The sequence below is a fragment of the Streptomyces sp. NPDC025618 genome, from assembly GCF_055558795.1.
In genome coordinates this window covers 188,171-200,447 of record NZ_JBVHLW010000008.1, presented here as the reverse complement: position 1 = coordinate 200,447, position 12,277 = coordinate 188,171, and the positions used below count along the sequence as shown (strand labels likewise).

The 12,277-nt window shown below is 71.6% G+C and carries 13 protein-coding genes and 1 pseudogene; 5 read left to right on the top strand and 9 right to left on the bottom strand.

Annotated features, from left to right (window positions below; all coding sequences use genetic code 11):
* Positions 1–56: 56 nt before the first annotated feature.
* Positions 57–977, bottom strand: a complete 921-nt coding sequence (locus tag ACZ4A5_RS10995) for a hypothetical protein (protein ID WP_467581186.1) — start codon at positions 975–977, stop codon at positions 57–59.
* Positions 978–1,057: 80 nt separating this feature from the next.
* Here ACZ4A5_RS10995 and ACZ4A5_RS10990 point away from each other — a divergent pair, with 80 nt between their 5' ends.
* The 4 genes and pseudogenes from ACZ4A5_RS10990 to recX form a co-directional block, all read left to right on the top strand.
* The gene (locus ACZ4A5_RS10990) at positions 1,058–1,252 is read left to right on the top strand and encodes a DUF3046 domain-containing protein (protein ID WP_095578978.1); all 195 of its coding nucleotides are present in this window, start codon (positions 1,058–1,060) and stop codon (positions 1,250–1,252) included.
* A 39-nt stretch (positions 1,253–1,291) separates the two neighbouring features.
* Positions 1,292–2,470: an AI-2E family transporter gene (locus tag ACZ4A5_RS10985; RefSeq protein WP_467581182.1), complete on the top strand. Its 1,179-nt coding sequence runs from the start codon at positions 1,292–1,294 to the stop codon at positions 2,468–2,470.
* A gap of 176 nt (positions 2,471–2,646) precedes the next feature.
* Positions 2,647–3,765 (top strand): recombinase RecA, encoded by a 1,119-nt coding sequence (gene recA / locus ACZ4A5_RS10980; protein ID WP_467581179.1) that lies wholly within the window; start codon positions 2,647–2,649, stop codon positions 3,763–3,765.
* Positions 3,647–4,393, top strand: a pseudogene (gene recX / locus ACZ4A5_RS10975) (recombination regulator RecX); the annotation flags it as partial. The gene recA and the pseudogene recX, both read left to right, overlap by 119 nt.
* 344 nt (positions 4,394–4,737) lie before the next feature.
* On the opposite strand, the gene ACZ4A5_RS10970 reads toward recX, so the two are convergent.
* From ACZ4A5_RS10970 to ACZ4A5_RS10935, 8 genes are all read right to left on the bottom strand, one after another.
* Positions 4,738–5,112, bottom strand: coding sequence for a rhodanese-like domain-containing protein (locus ACZ4A5_RS10970; protein ID WP_467581176.1), 375 nt, complete (start codon positions 5,110–5,112; stop codon positions 4,738–4,740).
* Positions 5,109–5,654 carry a cupin domain-containing protein gene (locus ACZ4A5_RS10965; protein WP_467581260.1) on the bottom strand — a complete coding sequence of 182 codons (546 nt, stop codon included), beginning with the start codon at positions 5,652–5,654 and terminating at the stop codon, positions 5,109–5,111. Before ACZ4A5_RS10965 ends, ACZ4A5_RS10970 begins: the two co-directional genes overlap by 4 nt.
* Positions 5,655–5,750: 96 nt before the next feature.
* The gene (locus ACZ4A5_RS10960; RefSeq protein WP_361520831.1) at positions 5,751–5,837 is read right to left on the bottom strand and encodes a putative leader peptide; all 87 of its coding nucleotides are present in this window, start codon (positions 5,835–5,837) and stop codon (positions 5,751–5,753) included.
* A gap of 32 nt (positions 5,838–5,869) precedes the next feature.
* Positions 5,870–7,621, bottom strand: coding sequence for an FAD-dependent monooxygenase (locus ACZ4A5_RS10955; protein WP_467581173.1), 1,752 nt, complete (start codon positions 7,619–7,621; stop codon positions 5,870–5,872).
* Between the two features lie 240 nt (positions 7,622–7,861).
* Complete coding sequence (locus ACZ4A5_RS10950; protein ID WP_467581170.1) at positions 7,862–8,782, bottom strand: amino acid ABC transporter permease; 921 nt, start codon at positions 8,780–8,782, stop codon at positions 7,862–7,864.
* Positions 8,779–9,429, bottom strand: coding sequence for an amino acid ABC transporter permease (locus ACZ4A5_RS10945; RefSeq protein WP_467581168.1), 651 nt, complete (start codon positions 9,427–9,429; stop codon positions 8,779–8,781). Before ACZ4A5_RS10945 ends, ACZ4A5_RS10950 begins: the two co-directional genes overlap by 4 nt.
* Positions 9,430–9,453: 24 nt before the next feature.
* Positions 9,454–10,365 carry a glutamate ABC transporter substrate-binding protein gene (locus ACZ4A5_RS10940; RefSeq protein ID WP_467581165.1) on the bottom strand — a complete coding sequence of 304 codons (912 nt, stop codon included), beginning with the start codon at positions 10,363–10,365 and terminating at the stop codon, positions 9,454–9,456.
* A 137-nt stretch (positions 10,366–10,502) separates the two neighbouring features.
* Positions 10,503–11,288, bottom strand: coding sequence for an amino acid ABC transporter ATP-binding protein (locus tag ACZ4A5_RS10935; protein WP_467581162.1), 786 nt, complete (start codon positions 11,286–11,288; stop codon positions 10,503–10,505).
* Positions 11,289–11,558: 270 nt separating this feature from the next.
* On the opposite strand from ACZ4A5_RS10935, the gene ACZ4A5_RS10930 reads away from it, so the two are divergent.
* Entirely contained in the window at positions 11,559–12,266 is a 708-nt protein-coding gene (locus tag ACZ4A5_RS10930; RefSeq protein WP_467581159.1) for a response regulator transcription factor, read from the top strand.
* Positions 12,267–12,277 lie beyond the last annotated feature (11 nt).

Below are 12,277 nucleotides of genomic sequence, written 5' to 3'. Positions count from 1 at the left end.
GCACCACTGACAATGGCCCGGATCCGCAGGTCAGTGCTGCCGTGGGGAGAGCTGCGTCACGACATCCGGCCGTAGGCGCGCAGGGTCAGCAGTGCGGAGATGGTCACCATCGGCCGGGACTCCAGCCTCGTGCCCGGCGCCCACTCCCGCCACCGGATCGGCCAGCCGCCGTCCTCCTCCTGGGCAGCGGCGAGGAAGTCCAGCGACCGGTCCAGCTCGCTGTCGGAGAACCAGCGGCGGGCCAGGGACCCAGGAGTCCGGGCGAAGTCGTACGCGAAGTGGTGCTCGCCCGGGGCGTAGCCGTCGGGGACAGCCGTTTCCGCCGCCCGCTCGGGATCGAGGAGCGCGAGCCCTTGTTCCCGGACCACCTGGCCCAGCCGCTCCGCCGCCGCCTCGGCGCGCGGGCGGTCGGGGGCGCCGTCCAGGAAGGCCACGGCCGCCTCGACCTCGTACGGATGGGTCTTCGCGCCGGCGCACAGGGACTCGACGGAGGCCCAGCAGAAGTCGGTGGCCCGGAACAGCCACGCGTGCCACACCTCGTTGCGGTGCAGCAGTCCCACCACGGGGCCGGTTGCGAGGAGATCGCTCGGAGGGTCGTCGACCACCGGGATCCACGGCGCCGTGGGATAGCCGCGCAGTGAGGGGTGCAGGGCGGGCAGGGCGCCGTCCGGGGTGGAGACGGCCGTCAGATAGCGGCAGACGCGCTCGACGCGCCGGTCGCCGCAGCGGCCGATCTCGTCGAGCACATGGAGCGCGTGCGCGGTGTGCAGCGGCTGGCTCACCGGCCCGCGCAGGTCGGGCTCCAGGGCGTAGCTGTACCCCCCGTCGTCCCCCACGTAGGCGGTGAGGGCGGCCTCGACGGCGTCGGGCCCGCCGCCGAGGAAGTGGAACGCGAATCTTCGTTGCTCGAGGACGCGGGCGGTCAGCCAGATGAACTGCTCGGCGCGGGCTACGGGGGATGCTCCGGATCGGGCCATGGTCCGACCGTAGGGGGGGAATGCGCCGCCGGTCAGCGGCTCGTGCCCGGCTGCACTCTCAGGGGCGGGATACTGGTCGCATGCGGTTGACGGTCTTCTGGCAGCGGATGGCGGATTATTTCGGCGCGGCGTACGCCGACTCCTTCGCGCGCGATCATGTGATGTCCGAACTCGGCGGGAGGACCGTGCACGAGGCGCTGGACGCCGGCTGGAACGCCAAGGACGTCTGGCGCGGGGTGTGCAGGGCACTGGAGATCCCCGACGACCGGCGCTGACCACGCGGGGCGATTCGCCCTATAGGCCACACTTGCCCCGTGGCAGCAGATGACACCGCTCCGGAAGCGGATCCGCACCCCAGACCCGACGCCGACGCCCGCATGCCGCGCTGGCTGCCCCGGGCGATGGTGGTGGCGCTCGCCCTCATCGCCTGCTTCCAGCTGGCGAGCTGGGCCTTCCACCAGCTCGTCGGCCTGCTGATCAACATTCTGATCGCGTTCTTCCTCGCCCTGGCCGTCGAGCCGGCCGTGGCGCGGCTGTCCGCGCGCGGCATGCGGCGCGGGCTCGCGACCGGCCTGGTCCTCCTGGGGATCGCCGTCGCCGTCGCGGGCTTCTTCGCCCTGCTCGGCTCGATGCTCGCCGACCAGATCACGACGATGGTGGAGAACTTCCCCGCGTACGTGGACTCCGTGATCGGCTGGGTCAACCGGACGTTCCGCACCGACTTCTCCCGGGTGGAGATCCAGCGGTCCGTGCTGCACTCGGACTGGCTCCAGAAGTACGTGAAGAACAGCGCGGGCGGCGTGCTGGACATCTCCGCCACCGTCCTCGGGGGGCTGTTCCAGCTGCTGACCGTGGTGCTGTTCTCGTTCTACTTCGCGGCCGACGGGCCCCGGCTGCGCCGTGCCCTGTGCTCCGTCCTGCCGCCGAACCGGCAGGCGGAAGTGCTGCGCGCCTGGGAGCTCGCGGTGGCGAAGACCGGCGGGTATCTCTACTCGCGCGCCCTGATGGCGCTGGTCTCCGGCATCGCGCACTATGTGCTGCTGGAGATCCTGGGCGTGCCCTACGCCCCGGCACTCGCGATCTGGGTCGGCTTCGTCTCCCAGTTCATCCCCACCATCGGCACCTATCTGGCGGGCGCCCTGCCGATGCTGATCGCCTTCACCGTGGACCCCTGGTACGCGGTCTGGGTGCTCGGCTTCGTCGTGGTCTACCAGCAGTTCGAGAACTATGTGCTCCAGCCCCGCATCACCGCCAGGACCGTGGACATCCACCCGGCCGTCGCCTTCGGGTCGGTGATCGCGGGCACCGCGCTGCTCGGCGCGGTGGGCGCGCTGATCGCCATCCCGGTGACCGCGACGCTTCAGGCTTTCCTGGGGACCTACGTGAAGCGGTACGACGTCACGGACGACCCGCGGGTGCACGGCCGGCGCGCGGACGACGGGCCGCGCTCCTCGGCCCTGGCCCGGCTCCTGCGGGCGCTGCGCGAGCGGTGACGGGGGCGGCGTGGTGCGCTTGACACCAAAATCGAACATCCATTCTCATGGATGTTCCGGGCCTTCTGGGAGACGAGTTATCCACAGGCCAGGGGGGACGCCCGGGCCCATTGTCAGTGGCAGGCGCTAGCGTCGTTGACGTGAAGCGATCGACTCAAGCAAACCGGGTGGAACCCATGGCAGGCACCGACCGCGAGAAGGCGCTGGACGCCGCGCTCGCACAGATTGAACGGCAATTCGGCAAGGGCGCCGTGATGCGTCTCGGCGACCGGCCGAACGAGCCCATCGAGGTCATCCCCACCGGGTCGACCGCGCTCGATGTCGCCCTCGGCGTCGGCGGGCTGCCCCGCGGCCGTGTCGTGGAGGTGTACGGACCGGAGTCCTCCGGTAAGACCACCCTCACCCTGCACGCCGTGGCCAACGCCCAGAAGGCCGGCGGCACCGTCGCCTTCGTCGACGCGGAGCACGCGCTCGACCCGGAGTACGCCAGGGCGCTGGGCGTCGACACCGACAACCTCATCCTCTCCCAGCCGGACACCGGCGAGCAGGCGCTGGAGATCGTGGACATGCTGGTCCGCTCCGGCGCCCTCGACCTGATCGTCATCGACTCCGTCGCCGCGCTCGTGCCGCGCGCGGAGATCGAGGGCGAGATGGGCGACTCCCACGTCGGCCTCCAGGCGCGCCTGATGAGCCAGGCGCTCCGCAAGATCACCAGCGCGCTCAACCAGTCGAAGACCACCGCGATCTTCATCAACCAGCTCCGCGAGAAGATCGGCGTCATGTTCGGCTCGCCGGAGACGACGACCGGTGGCCGGGCCCTGAAGTTCTACGCCTCGGTGCGCCTGGACATCCGCCGCATCGAGACGCTGAAGGACGGCACCGAGGCCGTCGGCAACCGCACCCGCGTCAAGGTCGTCAAGAACAAGGTCTCGCCGCCCTTCAAGCAGGCCGAGTTCGACATCCTCTACGGCCAGGGCATCAGCCGCGAGGGCGGCCTGATCGACATGGGCGTGGAGCACGGCTTCGTCCGCAAGGCCGGCGCCTGGTACACGTACGAGGGCGACCAGCTGGGCCAGGGCAAGGAGAACGCCCGCAACTTCCTCAAGGACAACCCCGACCTCGCCAACGAGATCGAGAAGAAGATCAAGGAGAAGCTGGGCGTCGGCCCCAGGCCCGAGGCCCCGGCGGGCGAGCCCGGCGCGGACGCGGCGGGCACGGCCGAGCCGGCCAAGTCGGTCCCGGCCCCGGCGAAGTCCACGGGCAAGGCGGCCAAGGCCACGTCCGCCAAGAGCTGATCCCGTGACACGGCGATCGGAGTACCCGAGGCCGGAGGCAGAAGACCTGCCGGAGACGGGTACGGACGACCGGACCGGTGGCGGTGCCCCCTCCTCGTCGAGGGCCGGGGACGGGACACCACCACGGCCGGAGGAGCAGGCGCGGGCGATCTGTCTGCGCCTGCTCACCGGATCCCCGCGCACCCGTAAGCAGCTCGCGGACGCGCTCGCCAAGCGGGGGATCCCGGCCGAGGTGGCGGAAGAGGTGCTGGCCCGGTTCGAGGACGTGGGCCTGATCGACGACGCGGCGTTCGCCGGCGCGTGGGTGGAGTCCCGGCACCACGGCCGGGGGCTCGCCCGCCGGGCCCTGGCGCGCGAGCTGCGCACCAAGGGGGTGGACTCCGCGGTGATCGACGAAGCGGTCGGGCAGCTCGACTCCGAGCAGGAGGAGCGCACGGCGCGTGAGCTCGTCGAGCGCAAGCTGCGGGCCACGCGCGGCCTGGACCGGGAGAAGCGGCTGCGCCGCCTCGCCGGGATGCTGGCCCGCAAGGGGTACGCGGAGGGCCTGGCCCTGCGCGTGGTGCGCCGGGCCCTGGAGGAGGAAGGCGAGGAAGCGGAGCTGCTGGAGCACTATCTGCCGGACGCCTGAGCCCGGTGGAGCCCGGGCGGCCCGGAAGCGTCCCGCCCCGACTGCGTCCGGCCCGGTTCCGACCGCCTCCGGCGTGGCTCAGGCGGTTGGGCCTCGTGCCGTGCGTGGGCCGTACGAGGCGTCCGGCGGAGACCGTCCAAGGCCCGGCTCCTGGCCCGGCTCCGGCTCGGCCTCGCGCTGCGCGTGGTGCACGAAGCGTCCCGGCTCCGGCTGCCCTCGCCCCGGCCCCGGCCTGATCTCGTGCCATGGGGGGCGATCGCGGCCTCCGGTTCCGGCCGCGGACCTCATCCACCCCGTCGGCGTGCATGAAGCGCCCGGGCCCGGCCCCCGCCCGCCTCGCGCCGTCAGTGACGCACCGGGAGTCCCGCTGCCCGCCATGCCTGGAAGCCTCCGGTCAGGTCCGTGGCGTGGTGAAAGCCCAGCAGGCGCAGGGACGCCGCGGCGAGGCTGGAGGCGTAGCCCTCGTCGCAGAACACGACCACGCGGAGATCGTGCCCCGTGGCCTCCGCCGCCCGGTGTTCGCTCAACGGGTCGAGCCGCCACTCCAGTTCATTGCGCTCCACGACCAGCGCACCGGGGACGAGCCCGTCACGCTCCCGCAGTGCCGCGTAGCGGATGTCGACCAGCAGCCCGCCACCGGCCTGGACCGCGGCCGCCTCCACGGGGCCGAGCCGGTCCAGGCCCGCACGGGCGGCGGCCAGCAACTCCTCGACCCTCATGCCCACTCCTTCGGCCACTCGACCTGCTCCAGCCGCAACACCTGCCCGGTGCGGCTGTAGCGCCGCATCATCGGCAGCGGCGGGTGGTAGGCGTGCACGGAGACCGCGTGCCCGGTCCGCGAGGCGTTGAACACCTGGTGCACATGGTGCGGGCCGAAGGCCCGGCCCTGCCCCTCAGAGAGCTGCCGTTCGCGGTCGACGCCGTCGGCCAGTTCCAGCACCTTCCAGCCCTCCGTGGGCAGTTGGGCGGCGAGCGACTGCTCGGTCAGCCCGCCGGCGGCCGTCGCGAAGGCGCCGTGGGAACCGCCGTGGTCGTGCCAGCCGGTGCCGGCCCCCGGCGGCCAGCCGATCAGCCATGCCTCGCTGCCGCCAGGCCCCGGCAGCCGCATCCAGGTGCGGCCCTCGGGGTCGAGCGGCAGCGAGGCGACCAGCGCGGTGTCAGCGGCCGTCGTGCGGGCGAAGTCGAGGAGTTCGGAGGCGGAGGGCGCCGCGGACGTGGCCGCGGGGGAGACGACGGCTGACGTGTGCCGGGCCGACGGCACGGGTACGGGCAGCGGAAGAAACACAGAAGACCGTCCTGAGTGATCGCGAAGAAGCGCGCGGCAGCACTCGGCGTGGCCACGCGAAGAGGAAGCGGATCAGCAGGACGGACGACAGACACAGCCCGCGTAGCGGACGAGGTCGAGGTGGACCCTCCGCCAGAAACGCGCGCCACTGTCAGTCACGTTCCGTAGTCAACCACGGCCGCAGGAGCGGGTCAACGGTTGGCCGTGGCCTCACTGTGCGTTCCATCGGGCTCACCGGCGAGCCCGGCGCCCTCCCCGGAGCCGGCTCCTTCCGGCCCCTCGCTCCCCGGGGCCTGTCCGCGTGGTGCCGGCGACCCGCCCCGTACGGCGTCCGCGCAGGCGTACAGCTCGGCGGGCCGCACCCCCGCCATCGCCGCGACCAGGTGCCCGTCCGGACGCACCATCAGCACGGTGTGCGCGGCCGCCCCCGGATACGCCTCGGCCACCAGCAGTTCGGCCGGCATGGGCAGCGCGCCGATCGCCGCCGCGAGCCCCGGCATGAGTCCGGCACCGAGCCAGTGCCGCCGCTCCCACACGCCCGTGCCGGGCGCGACGAGGACCACCAGCAGATCGCGGCCCAGCCGGTCCCGGAGCCCGACGACCGAACCGTCCGGCGCGGTGACCGGAACATCCTCGACCGGGTCGCCGGGAGCGGTGGCCACCGTGACAGAGCTCGCGGGCGGGCCGGCCGGTGCCAGGGGCGTGCGGTCGTAGACCGGAGGCGCGGCGAGCGCGCCACGCCCCAGATGGCCGTCGGTGAGCAGCTCGTCGCCGCCGCGCACGGCGCCCGGCATCAGCGCGCGCCGCGCCGTGTGCCACCCCCCCGCGCTCCGTACCGCGGTCAGGGCCCGGTCGGCGGCGCGCAGCCGGGCCACGATCGCCCCGCGGCGTTCCGTCTGATAACTGTCGAGCAGGGCCTCCGAGGCGCCTTGGTGCCAGGCGAGGGCGAGCTTCCAGGCGAGGTTCTCGGCGTCCCGCAGCCCCTCGTCGAGTCCCTGCGTGCCGAGTGCCCCGAGCAGATGGGCCGCGTCGCCGGCGAGGAAGGCCCGCCCCGTGCGCATACGGCGCGTGAGCCGGTGGTGCACCGCGTGCACGCCGGTGTCCAGGAGCTCGTACGGGGGCACCTCGCCGCACCACGTGGACAGCGAGTCGCGGATCAGCGTGAGCAGGGTGTCGGGCGTGACCAGGTCGCCGTCCGGCGGCAGCAGCCAGTCGAGCCGCCAGACGCCGTCCGGCAGCGGACGGGCCGTCACTTCACCGCCGCGCGGCGGTGACCGGTGCAGCACCGCCTCTCCCGGCCAGGGCAGTTCGGCGCGGAGAGCGGCCACCGCGTGCCGCTCGACGGCCGTACGCCCCGGGAAGCGGGCGCCCAGCAGTTTGCGTACGGTCGAGCGGGCGCCGTCGCAGCCGACGAGATAACTGCCGCGCCAGTAGCCGCCGTTGCCGCCCCGGGTGTGCGCCGTGATTCCGGCGGAGTCCTGCCGCAGGGTGTCCAGGTGGCCGCCGCCGACGATCCGTACGCCGCTCTCGCGGTCGAGCGCCGCCCGCAGCTCCCGCGTCAGGGCGTGCTGCGGCACGTGCAGCGGAGAAGGCTCAAAGGTCTCCTCCGCGGCCGCCGCGCCCCCTTCCACGGCCTCCTCGGCGCCGTCGGGCTCCGGGGCCCGACGCGGCCCTGCGAGGGGCACCTGAGCGACCACGGCGCGACGGCGCAGGGTTCGCCAGCCGGTCCACCGGGTGCCGTCCTCCAGGGAGCACCCCAGGCGCTCCAGCGTCTCGGCGGTGTCCGGGCGCAGTACGGCCGTGCGGGCGGGGCGCCGCTCCTCCTCGCCTCCGCCGTCGGCGGGGGTCTCGTCGAGGACGACGACACGGACCTCGCGGCGGGCCAGGGTGAGCGCGAGCGTGAGGCCGACCGGTCCCGCCCCGACGACGATCACCGGGTCCACGGCACGGCTCCCTGTGTCCCGCGACCGCCCGCGGCCGTGCCGGGGGCTCCTCGGTGCGTCACGGCCGTGCGCACCGCTCGGTGCGCACGGAGGCCGGCGGGGGGAACACGGTGCTCGATCACAGAACGTATGCAACCCATTGCGGGTGCTTGCGTCAAGTGATCAGGGCTCCTGTCGCGGCGCGCCGGTGCGGGCGCGCCCCGTCGCCGAACCGCGGCCGACGGGGCGTCACCCGCGCCGTCATGGAGCGGCCTTGGGCCCTTCCGCGCCGGGCGCGCCGGTGGCGCCCGGCGTGCCGAGGCCGGGACCGGCCATGACGGCGGCGCCGGGCGCGGCCATCGGAGGCGGGGTGCCCTTGCGCGAGCGCTTCGTGCGCCGTTCGACCCACGTCGCGACGGACGACAGCGCCAGACACAGCAGGATGTAGATCGAACCGAAGACGATCACCATCGGGATGAAGGCGTAGACGCCGTTCACGGGCGGCCGCTGCTCCGCGAACCGCTTGCCGACGAACAGCAGCTCCTCGTAGAGGATGATGTAGCCGAGCGAGGTGTCCTTGAGGGTCACCACGAGCTGGCTGATGATCGACGGCAGCATGGTGCGGACCGCCTGCGGGATGAGCACGTTCGTCATCACCTGCGTCTTGCGCAGGCCCAGCGCGTACGCCGCCTCGCTCTGCCCCTTGGGCAGCGCGTTGATCCCGGAGCGGAAGATCTCCGACTGCACCGAGCCGTTGTAGAGCGTCAGTCCTACGACCAGCGCCCACATCGGGTCCGAGGTGAAGACGGCCGCCCACAGCAGGAAGATCATGATGAGCAGCGGCATGGCGCGGAACGCCTCGACGGCCACGACGCCCGCCCAGCGCACCGCCTTGTGTTCGGACAGCCGGGCGGCCGTCAGCACCACGCCGAGGACGACCGACAGGGCCGCGGCGATCGCGAAGGTCTCGACGGTCGTCCGCAGGCCGTCGAGGATCTGCCGCTGGGTGCTGGTGTATTCGTAGATGCTCCACAGGTCGCCCTGGAACTGCCCGCTGTCGTCCAGCCGGTAGACGACGAAGGCGATCAGCGCGAGGACGGCGATGGTGGAGAGGATGCCGTAGAGCCGGTTGCGGGCCCGCGCCTTGGGGCCGGGTACGTCGAAGAGGACACTCGCGCTCATCGGGACACCGCCAGCCGGTTCTCCAGCAGCCGGAACAGGCCGCTGATGGCGAAGGTGATGATGACGTAACAGATGGCGATCCAGAGGAAGATGACGAAGATGTTGTAGCCCGAGTCCGCGTTGAGGGTCTTCTGCACGGAGCCCAGCTCGGTCACGTTGAAGCTCGACGCGATCGCGGTGTTCTTGGCGAGCGCGATCATCAGGCTGCCGAGCGGCGGGACGGCCGTACGGGTGGCCTGTGGCAGCACGATCTGGCCGAGGGTCTGGGTGAAGGTCATCCCGATGGACCGGGCGGCCTCCGCCTGACCCACCGGCACGGCGTTGATGCCCGACCTGACGGCCTCGCAGACGAAGGCGGAGGTGTAGCCGCCCAGGGCCATGACGGCGAGCCAGAAGGAGTCCCACCCCTTGAGGCCCAGCGCGGGGAGGCCCAGGGTGACGGCGAGGAAGAGCAGCACCAGGGGAGTGTTGAGCAGCAGCGTCACCCAGGTGCTGCCGAATATGCGCAGGGCGGGGACGGGCGAGACGCGGAACGCCGCGATCAGCACGCCCACCACCAGGGCGAGCAGCGCGCTGAGCACGGTCAGCTCCACGGTGCCCACGAAGCCTTCGCGGAACATCGCGAAGTTGTCCGACAGAACGTTCACGTCAACTCTCCGATCCGCCGCCGGTCAGTAGCGGTCGACCGCGGGCGGGGTCGAGGCCGGGATGCCGGAGAGGCCGAGCGTGGCGTCGTACGCCTTCTTCCAGTCACCGTTCTTCTCATGGGCCTCGATGGCGTCGTCGACGGCGTCACGCAGGGCCTTGTCGTCCTTCTTCAGGCCCACGCCGTACGGCTCCTTGGAGAACGGATTGCCGACGACCTTCAGCGCGCCCTTGTTCTCCGCCGCGTAGCCCTTGAGGATGGCGTCGTCCGTGGTGACGGCGTCCACCGAGCCGCCCACGAGCTGCTGCACGCACAGCTGGTAGCCCTGCTGCGACATGGCCTCGGCCACGCCGTACTTGGCCTCCTTGATGCGCTTGAGGGGCGTGGAGCCCGCGGCCGAGCAGACCTTCTTGCCCTTGAGGTCGTCCGGCCCCTTGATGCCGCTGTCGGCCTTCACCAGCAGGTCCTGGCCGGCGACGTAGTACGGGCCGCCGAAGCCGACCTGCTTCTTGCGCTCGTCGTTGATCGTGTAGGTGCCGACGTACAGATCGACGCCGCCCGTGGCGATCTGTGTCTCGCGGGCCTCGGTGGGGATGGTCTTGAAGGAGATGTGGTCCTCGTCGAAGCCGAGGTCCGCCGCGATCATCCGGGCTATCTCCACGTCGAAACCGGATCGCTTCTTGGTGCTGGGGTTCTCGAAACCGAGACCGGGCTGGTCGGCCTTGGTGCCGATGGTGATCTTCTTGCCCTTGATCTTCTCGAAGACGGGCGAACCCTTCACGTCCGCGGCGGTGTTCACCTTGTAGGCCGGGGCGGCCGGCGCGGACTGCCCGTTGCCCTTGTCGTTCTTGTCGTCCGGACTGCCGGACTTGCCGCAGGCGGACGCGGCGAGCGCCAGCACCACGGTGGCCGCTGCGGCGGTTTTGCGGAGCTTCATGGAGAACATCCTTTGCGTCTGCGGGCGTTGTCGTAAGGGAATGCGGCGCCGACGTGGTCACCGCGGGAGAGGGCCGCAGCGGCCGATGCGAGGGGGCGTGCGGTGAGCGGACGTCAGGCGCACGGGGCGGGCGCGGGTCAGTGGTGGAGGATCTTCGACAGGAAGTCCTTCGCCCGGTCGCTCCGCGGATTGCTGAAGAACTGGTCCGGCCGGGCCTCCTCGACGATCCGTCCGTCCGCCATGAAGACCACGCGGTTGGCCGCCGACCGGGCGAAGCCCATCTCGTGGGTGACGACGATCATGGTCATGCCGTCCCGCGCGAGCTGCTGCATGACCTCCAGCACCTCGTTGATCATCTCTGGGTCGAGTGCCGACGTGGGCTCGTCGAAGAGCATCAGCTTCGGCTCCATGGCGAGCGCGCGGGCGATCGCCACACGCTGCTGCTGGCCGCCGGAGAGCTGCGCGGGGTACTTGTCGGCCTGGGCGCCCACGCCCACCCGGTCGAGCAGGCCGCGCGCCTTCTTCTCGGCCGTCTTCCGGTCCGTCCGGCGGACCTTGACCTGGCCCAGCGTCACGTTCTCCAGCACCGTCTTGTGGGCGAAGAGGTTGAAGGACTGGAAGACCATGCCGACGTCGGCGCGCAGCCGCGCCAGTTCCTTGCCTTCCTGGGGCAGCGGCCGGCCGTCGATGGTGATCGAGCCGGAGTCGGTCGTCTCCAGCCGGTTGATCGTGCGGCACAGGGTGGACTTTCCGGACCCCGACGGCCCGATGACCACGACGACTTCACCGCGTGCGACGGACAGATCGATGTCCTGGAGGACATGCAGGGCGCCGAAGTGCTTGTTGACGCTGTTCAGGACGACCAATGCGTCCGGGGGAGCCGTAGCGGCCGCCGCGGCGTCGGTCACCGATACTTCGCTCATCGGCGTTCCTCGCTCCATCCTCCTCGGTTGGGGAGGACCCTAATCAGCGGGAACGACCAGCGTCATTACATCTGAGCTGAAATTGAGCATAACGATCCGGCGGCAAAGGGACACTCTGCGTGAAGGGGGCGCAGAGGCGCGCACGCGGGGAGTACGGGCGTACCGGGTGGGTAACGGAAGCTCCTTCACCCCCGCAACCCTCTTGACGGGGTGGGCGTCCATCAGCGTGGATGCGGTGTTGCGACACCACGGCCGGACGGAGGGCGCGGATTGAGACTGCTGCTCGTGGAGGACGACGACCACGTCGCCGCTGCCCTGTCCGCGGTGCTGGCCCGGCACGGATTCGACGTCACCCACGCCCGCAGCGGCGAGGAGGCCCTCCAGGCGCTGCTGCCCGCCGGAGGCGTGCCCTTCGCCGTCGTCCTGCTCGACCTCGGCCTGCCCGACCAGGACGGCTTCGAGGTCTGCGGCAGGATCCGCAAGCGCACCGCCACCCCCGTCATCATGGTCACCGCCCGCGCCGACACCCGCTCCAAGATCCACGGCCTCAACCTGGGCGCCGACGACTATGTGGTGAAGCCCTACGACACCGGTGAACTCCTCGCGCGCATCCACGCCGTCGCCCGGCGCACCCCGCCCGTCGAGGACGGCGCCGAGGACACCCACGACCACGGTGGCCCGCGGGCGCTGCGCCTGGGCGCCCTGACCGTCGAGCTCCCCAACCGGGAGGTGTCCGTCGGGGGTACGCCCGTCCCCCTCACCCGCAAGGAATTCGACCTGCTGGCACTGCTCGCCCAGCGCCCCGGTGTCGTCTTCCGCCGCGAACAGATCATCAGCGAGGTGTGGCGCACCAGTTGGGAGGGCACCGGGCGCACGCTGGAGGTGCACATCGCCTCGCTCCGCTCCAAGCTCGGCATGCCCGCCCTCATCGAGACGGTCCGTGGCGTCGGCTACAAAATCGTCGTCCCGGCCGCGTGACGGCCGTACGA

Coding starts and splice junctions, on each gene's coding strand:
- ACZ4A5_RS10995 (WP_467581186.1), bottom strand. CDS start 977: ATGGCCCGATCCGGAGCATCCCCCGTAGCCCGCGCCGAGCAGTTCATC.
- ACZ4A5_RS10990 (WP_095578978.1), top strand. CDS start 1,058: ATGCGGTTGACGGTCTTCTGGCAGCGGATGGCGGATTATTTCGGCGCG.
- recA (WP_467581179.1), top strand. CDS start 2,647: ATGGCAGGCACCGACCGCGAGAAGGCGCTGGACGCCGCGCTCGCACAG.
- ACZ4A5_RS10970 (WP_467581176.1), bottom strand. CDS start 5,112: ATGAGGGTCGAGGAGTTGCTGGCCGCCGCCCGTGCGGGCCTGGACCGG.
- ACZ4A5_RS10950 (WP_467581170.1), bottom strand. CDS start 8,782: ATGAGCGCGAGTGTCCTCTTCGACGTACCCGGCCCCAAGGCGCGGGCC.
- ACZ4A5_RS10940 (WP_467581165.1), bottom strand. CDS start 10,365: ATGAAGCTCCGCAAAACCGCCGCAGCGGCCACCGTGGTGCTGGCGCTC.
- ACZ4A5_RS10935 (WP_467581162.1), bottom strand. CDS start 11,288: ATGAGCGAAGTATCGGTGACCGACGCCGCGGCGGCCGCTACGGCTCCC.